The sequence below is a fragment of the Paenibacillus sp. FSL E2-0201 genome, assembly GCF_037963325.1.
Taxonomy (GTDB): Bacteria; Bacillota; Bacilli; order Paenibacillales; family Paenibacillaceae; genus Paenibacillus_AQ.
In genome coordinates, this window is the sequence record NZ_CP150154.1 from 3,718,168 (window position 1) to 3,734,345 (window position 16,178).

The following is a 16,178-nucleotide window of genomic DNA, read 5'->3' on the forward strand; positions in this document are numbered from 1 at the left end:
TTCGAAATTTGTACAGATATGAGTAGATTATAAAAATGGTCCAGCCTATTACATATCTATCCTGAATGTTAAAAAAGCCTTATAAAGCGCGCTATTGCGGGATTACGCGTACAATACCAAGTGATCTATGTTTGCTTAAGTCAATAAAGTCCTCATCAATATTCACGAGCGGGCGCAGTGGATCCGTAGCAAGAATCATTATGATTTTTCCTGTCCGTCCATCTGTCAATTCCACTTCATTCCCTATCATTGACTGCATTAACTTATTAATAAAGACTCTACAAATATAAGGGTCAAGCTTACCAAACACATTTTCCTCCATTTGCAACAATACTTCATATAGAGGGGATGCTTTACGATAAAAACGGTCGGATGTCATTGCATGGAACACGTCTGCGACAGCAACAATTTTACTGAAATCAGTGATCCGATTTCCAAGAACGCCGAACGGGTAACCGCTGCCGTCCATTCTTTCATGATGCTGCAGGGCGACGAGCGCTTGCATATGATTGGTTCCAATAGTGTCACGGATCATCTCGTAACCATAAGTCGTATGCTTTTTCATAAGCTGATACTCTTCATTGGTCAACGGGCCCGGTCTAGTTAGTAATTCATCCGGAATCCTCATTTTGCCGATATCGTGCAGAGTCGCAGCGATCGTCAGCATACTCAAATCCTCAGGCTTTAATTTTAGCCATTTCCCTAGCAAAGTAGATAAAATGCCAACCGCTACATTATGTCTATATGTATAATCATCCTTGGACTGCAATGCAGCCAATACGCCATAAAAATCATTTTTTTCGCTTACCTGCTGTATAAACGGAATGACTTCATTTCTAACTTCAAGCATAGGAATTCTTTTGTTTTTGTTATGTCGAATCTGTTCAAAAATATTCTCTATTGCAGCTGTGCAATCATCAATGGCTAGTTGGAAAAACTCCGCGCTGTCCAGCTGCACGACGTCATGTGACTCTAACGTGATCTTATGTTGACTGATTAATCGTATATGCTCAGCACTTAATAAAGTCAATGCGGGTAAAACAAATACACCTTTGTCATTAAAAAGGTTAGCTATAAGTTGTTTTCCGATAAATGATTCCATAACTTTGTCCATACGCCTCACCTGCCAATGCGGAAAATTCGACTACCGAACTTCCTGCTATTATTTGAACTCACCATAAAATCGTTAATCCTATCTTGTGATTAACTTTTAGTTCATACATATCTTATCGTGATTTTGACAGAGATAGTTAATACTTCACTTTATTAAAGCCTCAGTTTAAGCTTTTTTTCGTATGCTAAGACGTTTCTCCGGCTTGTAACTGACCGGTATTTTATGCCGCTTAGCGATCTTTAAATAAAGTGCCAATTCCCTACATAACTGAAGAATAGCTGACCGTACTTCAAATTCCTCACGTGTCTCCGGCAGATCCATTTCTTCGAATTCTCGTGTTAGCTCGTCCAGCAGATGTTCAGTTCGTCCAGTATATTCCTCTGCAAGCACATCCCCACTAAGCTGGTCGAACAATTCGGCAACCATCTCCCCATGTGGTAAGTGGCGATACACTTGAGACAGCAGCTGCATCATACTTTGAATCGATTCCAGTTGCTCCTTCCGCATATAGAAATAGACATTCCATGCTTCATCAGGATGAATAACATGATTCTCCATCTCACGGGTAGCTGCCGTTAGTCCCCGCTGCACTGCATTATCTGCATCAATTAATTCTTTACCGTCCCAAATATACAAAGGGTCACGAAGCGTACGGGCCATCTGAGTAAAAATAACTGAGAAATAACGATCCACTTCCTTACGGATCCCATAAATAACTCCACCCGTCTGAGGCATGTAAACCAAGTTTACCAATCCTGCTGAACCTAGTCCTATAGCCAAAAGCTCAATTTGCTGCAGCAGGACATGGAGCGACAGTTCAGCTTGTCCAAACACGCGAAATACGATAACCGAGCTGGTGACGATCCCCTCTTTGTAGCCAGACTTCACGATCATCGGAAAGCCTACGAGTACATACAGCCCAAGTACCCAGTAATGGAACCCTAGAAGCCAGAATAGGATGCAGCCAAAAAAGAGTCCCACGAGCGAGGCTAAAAAACGAGCCGTTATCGTTCGGAAACTCCTTTTCAAAGTAACCTCTACACCTAAAATTGCCAACAAGCCTGCACTCTGTGCATTAGGTATACCCACTGCAGAAGCAACTAGTACGGATAATAAAGTAGCTGCTGCTGTTTTAATCACACGAAATCCCATAACCCTATCTCTCCTTACAAACACTATACAAACACTATCCAATATATAGGTAAAGATATAGACATGTTACAAGATTTTGTGTACGGACACAATATTACATAAGGATCATCGTCTTGATAGCAATCGTTTCTCTAGATATACCACTATTTGATACATTGCCGTTGCCACTGCCGCGATAATCAAAAGACTGGACATCACGAGAGTGAAGTTAAATACCTGGAAGCCATAAATAATCAGATAGCCCAGACCAGATTTCGCGACTAGAAATTCCCCTACAATAACCCCTACCCATGACATCCCCACATTCACCTTGAGGGTGGACACCACCGTTGGGAATGAAGCAGGCAGAATCACTTTAAAGAACACCTGAACTCTGGAAGCTCCAAAGGAACGAACCACCTTGACCAGATTCGGATCTACACTGCAAAAGCTGTTGTAAACAACAAGCGTCGTAATAATCACCGTTATAGATAAAGTGGTAACAACGATAGCAGTGAATCCGGCCCCGAACATGACGATAAAAATCGGCCCCAGCGCCACCTTCGGCATACTGTTAAATACGACCATATACGGATCAAGTACTGCTGATAAAAAAGGAGACCACCAAATAATCACAGCCAGCAGTGTCCCTAACAGCGTTCCCAGTACAAAGCCTACCGCAGTCTCACCTACCGTCATCCCCAGATGCGGCCACAAGCTCCCACTAACCATATCTTCCCAGATTTGGCGAAAGACTTTTGTAGGATAGCTAAACAGTAGCTCATCAATCCAGCCCATTCTTGCTCCTACTTCCCAGAGAACAAAAAACAATAGTAACAGGCTGCCCCTTACAACATTCACTCGATTGCGCCACCGGTGCTTCGTTTTCTTATAATCGCCATGCATTTGCTGTAGCCACTGTTCACGGGAAGCTAATAACCCCGATTGCTCCGTATGCTTCATTAGCCTTCCCTCCCTGCAATCTCCATCTCTTGCCATATCTCATGAAAAAGCTCCGAAAAGCCTGGCTGATCACGTGCAAACAGCGGAGGTGCTGTTCGGATTTGCTCTGGCACTGAGAATACTTTGCGGATCTTCCCCGGATTTCGTTGTAGAAGAATAACACTACTGCTTACTGCAATAGCCTCAGATAGATCATGCGTAACTAATATTGCAGTCGTTCCTCTGCTGCGTAAGGTCTCAGAGACCAAATCTTCCAGTTGTAATTTAATCTGATAATCCAGCGCCGAGAACGGCTCGTCTAGTAGAAGTAGTCCAGGATTTGTAGCCAAGGTACGTACCAGAGCCACTCTTTGCCGCATTCCACCTGATAACTGAGAAGGATAAGCGTGCTCTTTTCCCTCTAAGCCCATCTCCCTAAGCAGCTCCAAGGTCCGCTTTCTGCTCTCCTCGTTCAAGCTTCCAGTCAGCTCCAGACCCAAAATCGCATTGTCCAGTATACTCCGCCAAGGAAAAAGATAATCCTGCTGCAGCATATACCCAACCTCTGGTGAAGGCCCCGTAATGGTTTGACCGTTTACGAATACTTCGCCTTGAGATGGCTGCAGCAGTCCTGCAATAATCGATAGGAGAGTCGTCTTGCCGCAACCACTTGGACCTACTAGGCTAACGAACTCTCCCTGCTCGACATTAAGGTTCAGGTCCTCAACGGCCAGTGAAGCTTCACGGTCGCCAAGATAGGCATGCGTTACTCCCTTTAATTGCACTACTGGAAGCATTGTCAGCCCCTCCTTCATGTTTACACATCTTATTTAGGATCTTTGGTTCTCTCTTATTTTGAAGTGCTACTCTTTATATTCTTCTCAGCTTTCTCAGCAAAACTGTTATTCACTATTTTGTCAGCGGGAACGCGTTCTTTAAGCTCGCCAGCAAGATCGATGACATCAAGCAAATTGTTCCATTCTTCATTATCTATAATTGGATTAACCGCATAGGTATCCTGTTCCTTATATCGTTTGACTGCAGAAACCACGATGTCTCTATCTGTTTTATCAAAATAAGTCATAATCGCATCTGCAATTTCTTCAGGGCTATGTTCTTTCACCCAAAGCTGAGCACGCTGGATCGCATTCGTGAACTTCTGTACCGTGTCTCCATTTTTACTAATATAGCTATTCTTAGACATAAACACGGTGTACGGTAAATAGCCGCTCTCGACTCCAAACGAAGCCACTACTTCCCCTCGTCCCTCACGTTCAAAGATTGAAGCCTGAGGTTCAAACAACTGCACATAATCGCCAGTACCTGAAGCAAAAGCACCTGCAATATTGGCAAAGTCAATATTTTGGATCAAGGTGATGTCTTTGGCAGGATCTATTCCTTTTTTCGATAAAGTAAACGCGCCTGCCATTTGTGGCATTCCGCCTTTTCTTTGACCAAGGAAGGTAGACCCCTTCACTTTATCCCAGTTAAACTCACCGTCAGCTTTACGGGCAAACAGGAACGTTCCATCCCTCTGAGTCAGCTGTGCAAAATTAATGACTGGATCATCTGAGCCCTGCTGATACACATAAATAGAGGTTTCAGAACCTACCAATGCCACATCGATGGCGCCAGAGAGGAGTGCAGTCATAGTTTTATCTCCACCGGGGATCGTCTGTAGTTCTACGTCAAGTCCTTCATCTTTAAAGAAATTTTGTGATAAAGCAACATATTCGGGTGCATAAAAGACAGAACGTGTGACTTCACCAATCTTCACCTTCACCATCTCTGACTTTCCGCCGCAACCGGCAAGCACTGAAAAGCATAAAGTAATGATCATGAGCGACAATGACAGCTTTTTCCTAATCTTCATTCTTCATTCTCCTTTCTTACCGGGTCCTTCGCCCTTGCTTAAAGCATATGCAGATGCCTACAAAAAGGTTAAAACCTCCAATAACATAGGGAAATCCAAGAATAACCATGATATTAGCAATTTTCATTGGAATAATGGATAAATATCGATTAATTTGCTGTTTTTGTATCTGTGCAAACGTTTTACCAAAAGGGATGCATTCGAGTACTATAGGAAATAAAGCGCTTTCTATTTCTTGTATCGGAAAATTGCGGTAAAAGGGGTTAGTTCATATGTATAAAGGTGCTACATCCATAACCAAAAAAAACATAATATTTAGTCTGGTAGGCATTAGCCTAACCGCATTACTGCTGACCAGTTGTTCTGGAGATGCAGGCAACAAAGCATCCATTGCTTCTCCTTCCCCTAAAACAGACTCAGTTCACCCCCCCGCTACCCCTCAAGCTACAAAAGTCATAGCTACGGTGGACGAACAGCCCTCTACGGTTTATTATGAATTATTTGTTCGTTCCTTCTATGATTCAGACGGGGATGGCATCGGAGATCTCAAAGGAATCACCCAAAAGTTAGATTACTTAAATGACGGGAATCCTGAGACCAACAACGATTTGGGAATCGGTGGGATTTGGCTTATGCCCATCAACCCATCGCCAAGCTATCATGGCTATGATGTAACCGATTATCGTTCGATAAATCCTGATTATGGGACACTTGAGGATTTTCAAGAGCTTATTACAGAAGCGCATAAACGAGGAATTAAAATCATTATGGATCTGGTTGTGAATCATACCTCCATAGAACACCCATGGTTCGTAGATTCGGCTAAAAACACAGATAGCAAATATCGAGATTGGTACGTCTGGGCTGAAGATCAAGGCCGTGCCGCAAACGGAGCCAGTGCTGCGGGTGGAGGCAATGCGTGGCATTCTTTACTTGGCAGTCATTATCTGGGCGGCTTTTGGGAAGGCATGCCAGATCTAAATTTCGATAATGCTGAGGTTCGTACGGAAATGAAGGACATCGGAAAGTTTTGGCTCGAGCAAGGTGTGGACGGATTCCGACTGGATGCTGCGAAGCATATCTATGAAGATCTGTTGAGTGACAAAACTGAGGCTACTACGGCTAAAAATGTATCCTGGTGGCAGGAGTTCCGCAAAGCCATGAATGAAGTTAATCCTGAGGCATATATAGTGGGTGAGGTATGGGAAAATTCTGCTGTCACCGTCGGGGCTTATTTAGATCAAGCCTTTGACTCAAGCTTTAACTTTGGTTTAGCAGAAACACTAGTCAATTCTGTAAAAACTGAAAAAGACAGCGGGACTGCCTTTACGCTAGAGCGAACGTATAAATTGTACTCCAAAATATCCGACAATCATTTTACCGATGCTACTTTCTTAACGAATCATGATCAAAACAGAGTCATGAGTCAATTAGACAACAACCCAAATCATGCAAAAATGGCAGCAGCCCTACTGTTAACTTTGCCCGGAAATCCTTTTATCTATTATGGTGAAGAAATTGGAATGCTAGGTGTGAAACCAGATGAAGGCCTTAGAGAGCCTATGAGATGGGTGGCAGCCGATCAAGGAGAGGGGCAGACTACGTGGGAGCCGGGAAGTAATAATGCGGGTGCGATCAACGTTGATGTTGAGAGCCAGTTAAATGACAGTAGCTCACTGCTTGGAAGATATCGCGAACTCATTGCATTAAGAAATGAGGTCCCAGCGCTCCGGGATGGAGGTATCCGTGACTATGCATCTGGCAATACCGGGGTTATGGCTTACGAACGACTAACAACACAGAATCAGGTGCTCGTCGTTCATAACCTTACTGGAAAAGAACAAACCATTGTTCTACATCCCAATGTCGAGGGTTTCTCTTATTCCAAGATCCTAAAGACCATTACTATCAAGTCGACCTTGAATTCAGATCAACTCACCCTCCCTCCTTATTCAACAGCTATTGTGGAGTAAGAAATGAGGAGGCATGCAACACCCATTTTGTTACTGAACCGCATAATTGAGCTTTTGTAATCGGGAGGGCTATAAGCCAGTCTTTGGATGGATCGCTGCTCATTCGTAGCAACCAGCCACTGGAATGATCACCCATGAAGCGAGCTTTTTGAAACATCCATCCACTATCACTGGATGTGCAGAGTCGTAATTCTCCTTCTGCCATGAAGCACTTCATCACCCGTGCTAGTTGGATGGAATGTACATCATCCCCTGTCTCTGCGGCTAAACAATCTGAAAGCATTTGCAACGTGGATGAGCAAGAGCTTCTTCTCAGCTCTTCAAATCTTTTTTTTGACATTAGTAATGCCGGAATCCCATGATTGTAGAGCTCCTTCGTGTTCACACATTCGAACAGCTGAAGACAAAAGCTCACCGTTTCACTTTCGTCCTTTAATTCATAGGGCAGGGATTCTGGTTTACTATTGCAGATTACTAATATTCGATCTTTATGTACTTGGAGACAAAGGTCCTTCATCTTCTCCTTTTCTTTATATTTCAATCTACAGATCCGGTCTGCGGTAGAAGCTTTATGTAACTGATCCCTTATTACTTCCCCCTCTATCCCATCTGGAAATAAAAAATGCGTTAAATCCGTTACTCCATTGTCATTCACATCATTGTATCCTTCCTGTATTACATATATATGTATATTAATATAACAATCTTTATGTTATCATAAGCTAATTTTAAGGTAAAATTAAGAAACAAAGGGTATTATCATTAACATGAAATACTTTTAGCGAGGTGTCTTCAAAATGAGAATGCTCATCACTTTTCAGAACAAACTTGTACCTGTGTATTTCACAACAGAAAATAAACAGCCCACTCAGAAAGTACTTAGATTACTTAACAGTACGTTGGAGCTCAAAATTCAAAAGGGCAAAAATGCCATCCAGAAATGCCTGAATTCTCTGATTAGTATCGAAATTAAAGGCTCTGAGGCTATATTGCACAGTTATAGTGAGAATGATTCATTGGCGCTATCCCTCTATTAATAGAGGGGTAGTTTTTTTGTAAAGTTTTTTCACCTTTTAGCAGACTAAACAGCAAGTCTCTGAATGAGACTTGCTGTTTTTAATTTTGCAGATTTAGTGAATTACGAGTATAAGTCAATTTCAGCTAATCTTATAGTTCTTATCTTCTGCTTTTTCAGCCTTCTGTATTCGAAGCTTAAAGAGGCTCACTAAATTTTGGCGTGTATGCTCTTCGTGACAGCTATCCAATTTCTTAATGATAAACCGATCAATGGACATGTCCATCGCTCCTTTTAATTCATTCAGATACTCATGGATATAGGGAAATTTTTCCTGTTTCCTTGTATGTTTATTAACCGGAAATTCTTTTTTTTAAACTTTAGCACTTTTATTAAACTCCTCAATTCCCAAAAAACTATTACAAAAAAATAATTTACAAACAAAAGAATACATGCTATATTATTTATAGTTAATATTAAATACACACATCCAAGGGAGCAATCATAATGTCTAAAGTTCTATTTATTAAAGCAAACAACCGTCCAGCAGAACAATCCGTAAGTGTTAAGCTCTACAATGAATTCTTGGAGAACTACAAACTTAACAATCCAGAAGATGAAATCACTGAACTTGATCTGTTCGCAGAACAACTTCCTTACTACGACAATACCCTGATCACTGGTATGTACAAAGCTGCTCAAGGTTACGAACTAACCGCTGAAGAAGCTGCAGGTGCTGCTGTAGTAAATAAATATTTGGAACAGTTTATTGCTGCTGATAAAGTAGTATTCGGTTTCCCACTGTGGAACATGACCGTACCAGCTGTATTGCATACTTATGTCGATTACCTTTGCCAAGCTGGTAAAACATTCTCTTACACTGCTGAAGGTCCAGTTGGTCTTTTGACAGGTAAAAAAGCAATCGTTCTGAACGCTAGAGGTGGCATTTATTCCGAAGGCCCTGCAGCAAGTGCTGAAATGGCTGTAAACTTCATCGTTGGTAACCTTAACCTTTGGGGTATCAAAGATATTACACAAGTAATCATCGAAGGTCACAACCAACTTCCTGCACAATCCGCTGAAATCATTGAGAACGGATTACAATTGGCTAAGGAAACTGCTGCATCGTTCTAATACAAGCCTATAAGAGCAAATTCAATATAAAGGGTGACCCTGAGCACAGGGTCACCCTTTTTGAATTTTTTTCCTATTAGTAAATTACTACTGTCAATGTTACTGTCTTTAGCAATTCTTCTAATACTCATCCAATTCTTTGCGCCACCCGTATCCTCTGGTTCTTGAAGAATTAACTTTTGAGGAAGCAGCACTTTTTCTCTTAAACTTCACTTCTTTGGTGCTTTGGTACAACAGCTCCCGCTGAGTCTTTCGGTAGTTTAGCAGTCTCTTCTCTTCCAGCTCACCAGTTCGAACCGCTTCAAGCACTGCACAGCCCTCTTCACGTTCATGGCTGCAATTACTAAACCGACAGGCTGCAGCATAACTGCTAATATCACTGAACGCCAGATCTAATCCACCTTCATCTTCCCAGAGCTGTAGCTCACGCATCCCTGGTGTGTCCACAATAATTCCTCCGTCCGGCATAACAAACAATTCACGGTGAGTAGTGGTATGGCGTCCGCGGCTATCTCCTTCTCTAACATCCTGTGTAAGCTGAAGGTTCTTTCCGCATAGCCAGTTGACCATCGTTGATTTACCACAGCCTGATGAGCCCGTTAGAGCCACTGTCTGTCCACTCCCGATGTAAGGCAGCAGTTTCTCACGGCCATTATCCTGCAGTGCACTAACTGCATGAACTGATACACCTGGGGCGGCGCTTTCCATTTCCGCGATTTTACGATCTGCATCTGAACAAAGATCCGCTTTGGTCAGCAGAATGACTGGATTTGCCCCACTATTCCACGCCATAATCAGGTATCTCTCCATCCGCCGAACATTAAAGTCATCATTCAAAGCACTGACCAGAAATAAGGTATCTACATTCTAAGCAACAATTTGTTCCTCTTGTGTGTTACCTGCTACCTTACGTGAGATGACACTATGTCGAGGCAATAACCCATGTATAATCCCATGCTCCCCCCCATCCTGCATTGAAAGTGCTACCCAATCACCGATCGCAGGAAAGTCACCTGAAGCCACAAATGTATGTCTCAGCTTTCCTGATAGTTCACCCCATGTCTCTCCCATATCAGTCATTACTCTATACTTACTTCCGAAATCACCTACAATTCGTCCGGGAACTAACTGTTTATTATTCTCCGACTCTTTCCATCTTTCATCCCATTTTGAACTCCAATTTTCATTCCAACCATATTGCTGTATGTTAGTCATTTGAATCCTCCTAAAGATCTGTTAAAGGTTTATTTTTTTGTCCTACCAGCATTTTCCGAGAACACAAAAAGCCGCCGGAATTTAAGAATCCGGCGGCGGTCCACACTTCTTGTACTCTTCTAGGACGAAAAGGACAGGAAGTGCATACACAATCAGAAAAGTGTCTTATCGTAAAGGCTAGGATAAGTTCATTTTCCCGTGCGATATATAGACAAATAGGCATTTAACTACAAAATCCTATCGGTTCTATACACGCAAAAAAGCCGCCGGACCCAATACGGTTCCCGCGACTCTAATAAGCGTAATAGAGCTTATCTGCTAAACTGCACGAATAACTTATTCGGCAGCCGCTGTTCCCGGAAGACACGTATCCACAACAGTTGAGTTCATTACATTTAAAACTGTCATAAAACATCGTCTCCTTCCGAAATAAGATGTTGTTATCATAATCGGTTCTGCCTTATAATGTCAACTACAAATTTCTATATGATTACAAAATAGACCTAAGCTCATTCAACTCACGAATCATCTTCCAAGGTTGAATGTCTAATTGATCATCCCAGGCATGTTTCCTTTGCAGCCAAATCCCTTGAAGTCCTGCTTTGCCAGCACCCCAGATGTCATTCACTGGATGATCTCCAATAAACAATGTCTGATCAGCAGTAACCCCCAGTCTGTCTAATGCAAGTTGATAAATCTTAGGATCGGGCTTAGCAATTCCTACTTCTCCGGATATGACAATAACCTTAAAGTACTCTCGTAGGCCAAGTGTATCAATTTTGGTATTCTGAATTTCTACTTTGCCGTTGGTAACGAGACCAAGAATATAACCACGGTCTTTGCAGTACTTCAGAATATCTACAGCATCTTTCATCGTTGCGCCATGATTGATATAGCTCGCATCGTAATACGCACGAATATGCTCAGCTGTAACTGGCGTTTCCCATGGCAGTATCTCGCTTAGCTCAATGAAAAATCCGTCTTTATCACGGTATCCATCAGCATCTCTATAGATCATATCCTCTATTACATCCTGCGCTTCCGCAGGTTCCAAATGTCCTAGAAAATCTTGCACAAACTGAGTACAAAAACTGCGAAATGTATTGTCACGATCCATTAAAGTATTATCCAAATCAAATAATATGGCTTGTACTTCTTTCATCAAGCGATTCCCCTTATATGCTGTTGATTTTAAGAATTGAACTTTCAGTAATCTATTGTACTATGCCTTTTAAGACAATGAAAAGACCATTCTGTAAAAAGGATTAGCTGTCTCCCCTTCTACCGAACAGTCTTTATAAGATTTATATTAGATTTATTCATTTACTCAAAATGCTCCGCTCGATGTGTCAGCATCATTTCCTCTTCTGTGATATACAGTGGGAAAGGAGGGGTTTCTTTGAGATAACTTTCTGTGGCCAGCAATCGATAATGAACCTCTGGCAACCAAGAATCTTCAACAAGAGGCAGCTGACCTGTATCACTGATGTAATTATCGACAGCAGACTGAACCATATCAAGATAATAGGGAACCAGCTTATCTTCTTCCTCGAAAACTTCATATGTCTCACGTGACATATAGAAATTCTGGTCTGGAACTCCACCTAAATATCGTTTTAGTCGACTCAAATCTATTCTTTTGTCGTCAAGGATTAAGGCTGTTCTATTAATGAGCGCAGGCATATCTTCTTCAAATTGTCTGATTGCCTGTTTGACTTGATTCAAGGTAACGGTAATGTGATCGGATTGGGGTTGTTTTTTTATGCGTTTGAAAAACATAAGACAAGTCTCCTTTCGAAAAACTATCTTTGTTAACGCTTACAATTCTATTATATTCGAATTCCTCCTTCTTAATCAGCATATTTCCAATCGACACAAATTGTTAACAATTATATGATCATTATTTGACATCTTCCCAACGAGTCCATATTTCTCGGGGATTAAGCTCATATTTATCATTCTCTCGATACATAAACTGATGCATAATAAATTCACGCCGAATGGTAGCAAAATCCTCATGAAACTGCTTAATAAACTCGTTAATTTCCTTTTCAGTATAAACTACCCTAGGTTCTAGCTTCTCAACCATGTACTGAAGGGCGATCAATTTCTTTTTATACTGTGCCGGGATTTGCCGTAGCCGTCCATCCTTCGAGAAAAAATTACGAAGCACAGACTCTTTTAGACTATTCTCAGGTGATTTCTCCTCCATATTTCTCGCTCCTTTCGAAAAAATAAACTGAAGTGAAGCCTCAGCGCCACTACTAATGAACTCCGGATTCAACTTAAAATAAACGGTATTCTTGTCGCGCCGCTCCTTAATTAAAGCCGCTTCCCGCAATTTCGCAGCATGATGAGTTACTGTCGGTTGCGATAAATTCAATTTTTCAGCCAGCGCTTGTCCATGCATTTCTCCTTGTGACAGAAGCAGCAATAAACGCAAACGTGTTGGGTCAGCCAAAGCTTTATGATAGTTCACTATTTTTTCCAACTGCATCGGAATCACACTCCTCACTTTCTTAAGCTATATTCTCATTAGATATATGTCTAATTATATAACAATCAACATTACGGTTGCAATGGTTATTATGTTTAATCCTACGCTTATGGCAAAATGAATGAATTTAGGGTAGGATTTAAAGAAAAGATAGTAACAATCAGGAGGTAACCCGCTGTATGAAAGATGTAATTATTATCGGTGCAGGTCCTTGCGGCCTCTCGGCAGCTATTGAATGCCAACGCCAAGGACTGTCCAGTCTCATTATTGAAAAAAGCTTTATTGTTCACTCCATTTATTTGTATCCAACAAATATGCAATTCTTCAGTACAGCTGAGCTATTGGAGATCGGAGACGTTCCTTTCACCTCGACTAATGATAAACCGTACCGTCATGAAGCACTTGTCTATTACCGCCGGGCTGCGAAACAGTATGGTCTAGATATAGCCGCTTACGAAGAAGCGACGTCCATTGAGCCTTTGGAGGATGGAACCTTTGCTGTACATACGTCCAATATGCGGGGTGAGCATCAAACACGGATTACCGCGAATGTAGTAATAGCTACAGGTTATTTTGATCAACCGAATATGATCGGTATTCCAGGTGAAGAGCTTCCTAAGGTTACCCACTATTTCGGCGAAGCCCATCCATATACAGGGATGAAGGTTACAGTAATAGGTGGAAGTAATTCCGCCGTAGATGCAGCGCTGGAGCTTATGCGTGTTGGAGCTACAGTAGATATGGTCTATCGTGGTGAGAGCATTTCCTCGAATATTAAACCTTGGGTTCGGCCAATCTTTGAAGGGATGGTACAAAAGGGAAGGATCACCCTTCATTTGGAATCACGTGTGACTGAAATTACGGCTAATTCGGTCATCGTTACAAGTCACAATGGAGATAAGAAATCCATAGATAATGATTTCGTCCTTGCTTTGACAGGCTTCCGCCCTAGCCGGGTGCTTCTCACTTCAGCGGGAGTAGTTATGGATGACGATATGGATAAGCCAGCTTTTAACCCCTCCAGTATGGAAAGTAATATTCCAGGTCTTTATGTTGCAGGAGTAATCGCATCAGGTCGGAATGCGAATGAAGTATTTATTGAGACAGGACGTGGGCATGGTAAACTTATCGCTGATCATATTCTTTCGAAGCGAAGTTCTCACAATAAGGAGTTGAACGTTTAAGATGGACATGACCTCTTTGCTTTTGCTTGGACTTGCTGCGCTAGGTATTATAAGCAGTAATTCCCCTGTAACAATAGCAATGGTCGTCCTATTACTGCTAAGAGTTCTTGGGCTGCAGCAGACCTTCCCTTGGCTTGAAAAATATGGTTTAACCCTCGGGATTATCATTCTTACGATCGGGGTCATGACACCTTTGGCCAGCGGAAAAATATCGCTACAAATGGTCGGTCAATCCTTCCTTCACTGGAAGTCACTTCTTGCAATTGCGATCGGTATTCTCGTCGCTTATCTTGGAGGGCGAGGAGCTATCCTTATGACCAACCAGCCCACAGTTGTTGCGGGTCTCCTGATCGGAACAGTGATAGGCGTTGCATTGTTCAAGGGTGTCCCTGTAGGACCGCTTATCGCAGCCGGTATATTATCGCTCTTGATTGGCAAAATGTAAAAGGTGAGCAACGATTGAACACAAAAGTAGAGCAGCGATTCTCCACTACGAGAGAATCGCTGCTCTACTTTCTTTTTATTCAGCCTGAGAAATGGACTGTGGAATTTCCTGAGATGATCGTTTTTCTACAAACAATAAATCACTAATACCATACTCTGTTTGAATTTTTTCCAGCTGGGCCAACGCCTCTGCTTCTGAATTGAAATAGCCAGCTTCCACTAGGAATAATCCCTTCTGATCCTTTAATACGCGCACGTCTTTTAACCCGAATAACATCTCTTCAGCCATGCCTTGACTCTCGCCAGAAGGTGCTGAGATCGTTCTAAGTGAATAGATAGAAGCTCCTTCCCCCACGTCACCCTTCTTATCCATCAATGTAATCGCCACCTGTGCCGGGTCCTTATATTCCTTTACCTCATAAGCAACTGGCTCTTTGAAGGTCACATTGAAACGTATCATCGAGTCATCCAATGTAATTAAAGGATAAGCATCTTGAACATACTTGCTTTCTTTTAATGTCTCAAGATCTTTAACAGCTGAGAAGTTCCTTGCCCCACTCACGGTTACGGTCATTGTATAAGGATTGTCAGTGAATTTTACGTTATAAGAGCTTGCAAGATCTTGTGTATTGTCCGAATTCGCGAAGTTTAAAATCATTTGATCACTGTTCTTCTGATGTTTCAACGAAATGAAATTAACATCTACTCCATCCTGAATCGTGCCGCCTCCTGCACTTCCATCCGTAAATTTCAAAACACTTACCAGCTTACCGAGCACTGGCACATCATTCATACTATCAGCGAAGGCTGGCACCGTATTTACGCCCACTGTAAAAGAAATAATAACTGCTGCTGCAACTGACCCTGTCCATTTTAATCCATTCATTTTTATTCCTCTTTTCTGTTGTTTATGAAGTTTTCCTCTTTCAATACCTTTACGAGAGGCTTGTGATAGTTCTTCAGGGATTTCAATATCGTTGTATGCTTTCTGTAAACGTTCCATTTGATTATCCAAAGTACTCACTCCCCTTCATATTAATTTTCAATTTTCCTAATCCCCGATAGATGACGGTTTTCACTGAACTCTCTGGCATGTCTAATACCCCGGCAATTTCTTTTATGGGCAAGTCTTCAAAATATCTCATCACAATAATCAATCTTGATCTTTTATCAAGGACTCTTAATGCCTCCTGAAGATCAATGACATCCTCTATGGGTTCTGAAGCGTAGCTGCCTTCGGGATTTTTCTCCATATACACAATTTTTTTGGATTTCCGGATAAAGTCTAAGGCACAATTGACGGCTATTTTTGTCAGCCAAGTTTTAAAATATTGAGGTTGCTGTAGTTTATGAACAGAGATATACGCTTTATAGACGGTCTCCTGCACAATCTCTAGCGCATCATCCTTATTCCTCACATAGGAGTATGCCATACGGTAAAGACGCTCTTGCATCCCCTCTATCAATGCAGTAAAGCTGTCTTCATCACCCGCTATCGCCTTTTCCTCCAGCTCTGTTGTATTCAAGTTCTCACTACCTTTCATGTTGCTTATATTTTTTAGACGCATGTGATATCCAAAAAGACTCAATAGAGTTTAAAAAAAGTGGCCCTCTCTCCCGAGAAGACCACCTAAGTAATTTATTATAATGATATAT

General features: G+C 41.8%; 18 protein-coding genes and 1 pseudogene. 5 read left to right on the forward strand and 14 right to left on the reverse strand.

Annotation, left to right across the window (positions count from 1 at the left end):
* Positions 1-91 precede the first annotated feature (91 nt).
* The 5 genes from NSU15_RS16795 to NSU15_RS16815 form a co-directional block, all read right to left on the reverse strand.
* Positions 92-1,114: an HD-GYP domain-containing protein gene (locus NSU15_RS16795; protein WP_052414631.1), complete on the reverse strand. Its 1,023-nt coding sequence runs from the start codon at positions 1,112-1,114 to the stop codon at positions 92-94.
* A 165-nt stretch (positions 1,115-1,279) separates the two neighbouring features.
* Positions 1,280-2,266, reverse strand: coding sequence for an aromatic acid exporter family protein (locus NSU15_RS16800; RefSeq protein WP_042128381.1), 987 nt, complete (start codon positions 2,264-2,266; stop codon positions 1,280-1,282).
* A gap of 105 nt (positions 2,267-2,371) precedes the next feature.
* Positions 2,372-3,208, reverse strand: coding sequence for an ABC transporter permease (locus tag NSU15_RS16805; protein ID WP_339286832.1), 837 nt, complete (start codon positions 3,206-3,208; stop codon positions 2,372-2,374).
* Positions 3,208-3,984, reverse strand: coding sequence for an ABC transporter ATP-binding protein (locus NSU15_RS16810; protein ID WP_042128385.1), 777 nt, complete (start codon positions 3,982-3,984; stop codon positions 3,208-3,210). Before NSU15_RS16810 ends, NSU15_RS16805 begins: the two co-directional genes overlap by 1 nt.
* Positions 3,985-4,037: 53 nt before the next feature.
* Entirely contained in the window at positions 4,038-5,060 is a 1,023-nt protein-coding gene (locus NSU15_RS16815) for an ABC transporter substrate-binding protein (protein WP_042128388.1), read from the reverse strand.
* Positions 5,061-5,332: 272 nt separating this feature from the next.
* On the opposite strand from NSU15_RS16815, the gene NSU15_RS16820 reads away from it, so the two are divergent.
* Entirely contained in the window at positions 5,333-7,033 is a 1,701-nt protein-coding gene (locus NSU15_RS16820; RefSeq protein ID WP_339286834.1) for an alpha-amylase family glycosyl hydrolase, read from the forward strand.
* Here NSU15_RS16820 and NSU15_RS16825 read toward each other — a convergent pair.
* On the reverse strand, positions 7,020-7,688 hold the full coding sequence (locus NSU15_RS16825; RefSeq protein ID WP_339286836.1) for a hypothetical protein: 669 nt from the start codon (positions 7,686-7,688) through the stop codon (positions 7,020-7,022). The two genes, NSU15_RS16820 and NSU15_RS16825, sit on opposite strands and share 14 nt — an antisense overlap.
* A 142-nt stretch (positions 7,689-7,830) precedes the next feature.
* Here NSU15_RS16825 and NSU15_RS16830 point away from each other — a divergent pair, with 142 nt between their 5' ends.
* Positions 7,831-8,070 carry a hypothetical protein gene (locus NSU15_RS16830; protein WP_042128392.1) on the forward strand — a complete coding sequence of 80 codons (240 nt, stop codon included), beginning with the start codon at positions 7,831-7,833 and terminating at the stop codon, positions 8,068-8,070.
* A gap of 120 nt (positions 8,071-8,190) precedes the next feature.
* On the opposite strand, the gene NSU15_RS16835 is transcribed toward NSU15_RS16830, so the two are convergent.
* Positions 8,191-8,328 carry a hypothetical protein gene (locus tag NSU15_RS16835; RefSeq protein WP_170880275.1) on the reverse strand — a complete coding sequence of 46 codons (138 nt, stop codon included), beginning with the start codon at positions 8,326-8,328 and terminating at the stop codon, positions 8,191-8,193.
* Between the two features lie 227 nt (positions 8,329-8,555).
* On the opposite strand from NSU15_RS16835, the gene NSU15_RS16840 reads away from it, so the two are divergent.
* Positions 8,556-9,182, forward strand: coding sequence for an FMN-dependent NADH-azoreductase (locus tag NSU15_RS16840; protein WP_042128394.1), 627 nt, complete (start codon positions 8,556-8,558; stop codon positions 9,180-9,182).
* A 120-nt stretch (positions 9,183-9,302) separates the two neighbouring features.
* On the opposite strand, the pseudogene rsgA reads toward NSU15_RS16840, so the two are convergent.
* From rsgA to NSU15_RS16865, 5 genes and pseudogenes are all read right to left on the reverse strand, one after another.
* Positions 9,303-10,037 (reverse strand): annotated as a pseudogene (gene rsgA / locus NSU15_RS16845) (ribosome small subunit-dependent GTPase A); the annotation flags it as partial.
* A 12-nt stretch (positions 10,038-10,049) separates the two neighbouring features.
* Positions 10,050-10,397, reverse strand: a complete 348-nt coding sequence (locus NSU15_RS16850; RefSeq protein ID WP_339286839.1) for a hypothetical protein — start codon at positions 10,395-10,397, stop codon at positions 10,050-10,052.
* A 490-nt stretch (positions 10,398-10,887) separates the two neighbouring features.
* Complete coding sequence (locus NSU15_RS16855) at positions 10,888-11,559, reverse strand: HAD family hydrolase (protein ID WP_042128397.1); 672 nt, start codon at positions 11,557-11,559, stop codon at positions 10,888-10,890.
* A gap of 161 nt (positions 11,560-11,720) precedes the next feature.
* Positions 11,721-12,176 (reverse strand): DUF3939 domain-containing protein, encoded by a 456-nt coding sequence (locus NSU15_RS16860; protein ID WP_042128399.1) that lies wholly within the window; start codon positions 12,174-12,176, stop codon positions 11,721-11,723.
* A gap of 121 nt (positions 12,177-12,297) precedes the next feature.
* A complete protein-coding gene (locus NSU15_RS16865) occupies positions 12,298-12,894 on the reverse strand; it encodes a metalloregulator ArsR/SmtB family transcription factor (protein WP_042128401.1) in 597 nt (198 codons plus the stop codon).
* Between the two features lie 179 nt (positions 12,895-13,073).
* On the opposite strand from NSU15_RS16865, the gene NSU15_RS16870 reads away from it, so the two are divergent.
* Complete coding sequence (locus NSU15_RS16870) at positions 13,074-14,078, forward strand: YpdA family putative bacillithiol disulfide reductase (protein WP_042128403.1); 1,005 nt, start codon at positions 13,074-13,076, stop codon at positions 14,076-14,078.
* 1 nt (position 14,079) lies between these two features.
* Positions 14,080-14,523: a DUF441 domain-containing protein gene (locus NSU15_RS16875; RefSeq protein ID WP_042128405.1), complete on the forward strand. Its 444-nt coding sequence runs from the start codon at positions 14,080-14,082 to the stop codon at positions 14,521-14,523.
* Between the two features lie 75 nt (positions 14,524-14,598).
* Here NSU15_RS16875 and NSU15_RS16880 read toward each other — a convergent pair whose 3' ends face one another.
* Positions 14,599-15,537 (reverse strand): DUF4179 domain-containing protein, encoded by a 939-nt coding sequence (locus NSU15_RS16880; protein WP_339286843.1) that lies wholly within the window; start codon positions 15,535-15,537, stop codon positions 14,599-14,601.
* Positions 15,530-16,048, reverse strand: a complete 519-nt coding sequence (locus tag NSU15_RS16885; RefSeq protein WP_076118962.1) for a sigma-70 family RNA polymerase sigma factor — start codon at positions 16,046-16,048, stop codon at positions 15,530-15,532. The genes NSU15_RS16880 and NSU15_RS16885 overlap by 8 nt, the downstream gene beginning before the upstream one ends.
* Between the last annotated feature and the right edge of the window lie 130 nt (positions 16,049-16,178).

What these genes read in the sequence shown, in the direction of transcription:
- NSU15_RS16795 (WP_052414631.1), bottom strand. Translation starts at nt 1,114, where the DNA reads ATGGACAAAGTTATGGAATCATTTATCGGAAAACAACTTATAGCTAAC.
- NSU15_RS16800 (WP_042128381.1), bottom strand. Translation starts at nt 2,266, where the DNA reads ATGGGATTTCGTGTGATTAAAACAGCAGCAGCTACTTTATTATCCGTA.
- NSU15_RS16805 (WP_339286832.1), bottom strand. Translation starts at nt 3,208, where the DNA reads ATGAAGCATACGGAGCAATCGGGGTTATTAGCTTCCCGTGAACAGTGG.
- NSU15_RS16810 (WP_042128385.1), bottom strand. Translation starts at nt 3,984, where the DNA reads ATGCTTCCAGTAGTGCAATTAAAGGGAGTAACGCATGCCTATCTTGGC.
- NSU15_RS16815 (WP_042128388.1), bottom strand. Translation starts at nt 5,060, where the DNA reads ATGAAGATTAGGAAAAAGCTGTCATTGTCGCTCATGATCATTACTTTA.
- NSU15_RS16820 (WP_339286834.1), top strand. Translation starts at nt 5,333, where the DNA reads ATGTATAAAGGTGCTACATCCATAACCAAAAAAAACATAATATTTAGT.
- NSU15_RS16830 (WP_042128392.1), top strand. Translation starts at nt 7,831, where the DNA reads ATGAGAATGCTCATCACTTTTCAGAACAAACTTGTACCTGTGTATTTC.
- NSU15_RS16835 (WP_170880275.1), bottom strand. Translation starts at nt 8,328, where the DNA reads ATGTCCATTGATCGGTTTATCATTAAGAAATTGGATAGCTGTCACGAA.
- NSU15_RS16840 (WP_042128394.1), top strand. Translation starts at nt 8,556, where the DNA reads ATGTCTAAAGTTCTATTTATTAAAGCAAACAACCGTCCAGCAGAACAA.
- NSU15_RS16850 (WP_339286839.1), bottom strand. Translation starts at nt 10,397, where the DNA reads ATGACTAACATACAGCAATATGGTTGGAATGAAAATTGGAGTTCAAAA.
- NSU15_RS16855 (WP_042128397.1), bottom strand. Translation starts at nt 11,559, where the DNA reads ATGAAAGAAGTACAAGCCATATTATTTGATTTGGATAATACTTTAATG.
- NSU15_RS16860 (WP_042128399.1), bottom strand. Translation starts at nt 12,176, where the DNA reads ATGTTTTTCAAACGCATAAAAAAACAACCCCAATCCGATCACATTACC.
- NSU15_RS16865 (WP_042128401.1), bottom strand. Translation starts at nt 12,894, where the DNA reads ATGCAGTTGGAAAAAATAGTGAACTATCATAAAGCTTTGGCTGACCCA.
- NSU15_RS16870 (WP_042128403.1), top strand. Translation starts at nt 13,074, where the DNA reads ATGAAAGATGTAATTATTATCGGTGCAGGTCCTTGCGGCCTCTCGGCA.
- NSU15_RS16875 (WP_042128405.1), top strand. Translation starts at nt 14,080, where the DNA reads ATGGACATGACCTCTTTGCTTTTGCTTGGACTTGCTGCGCTAGGTATT.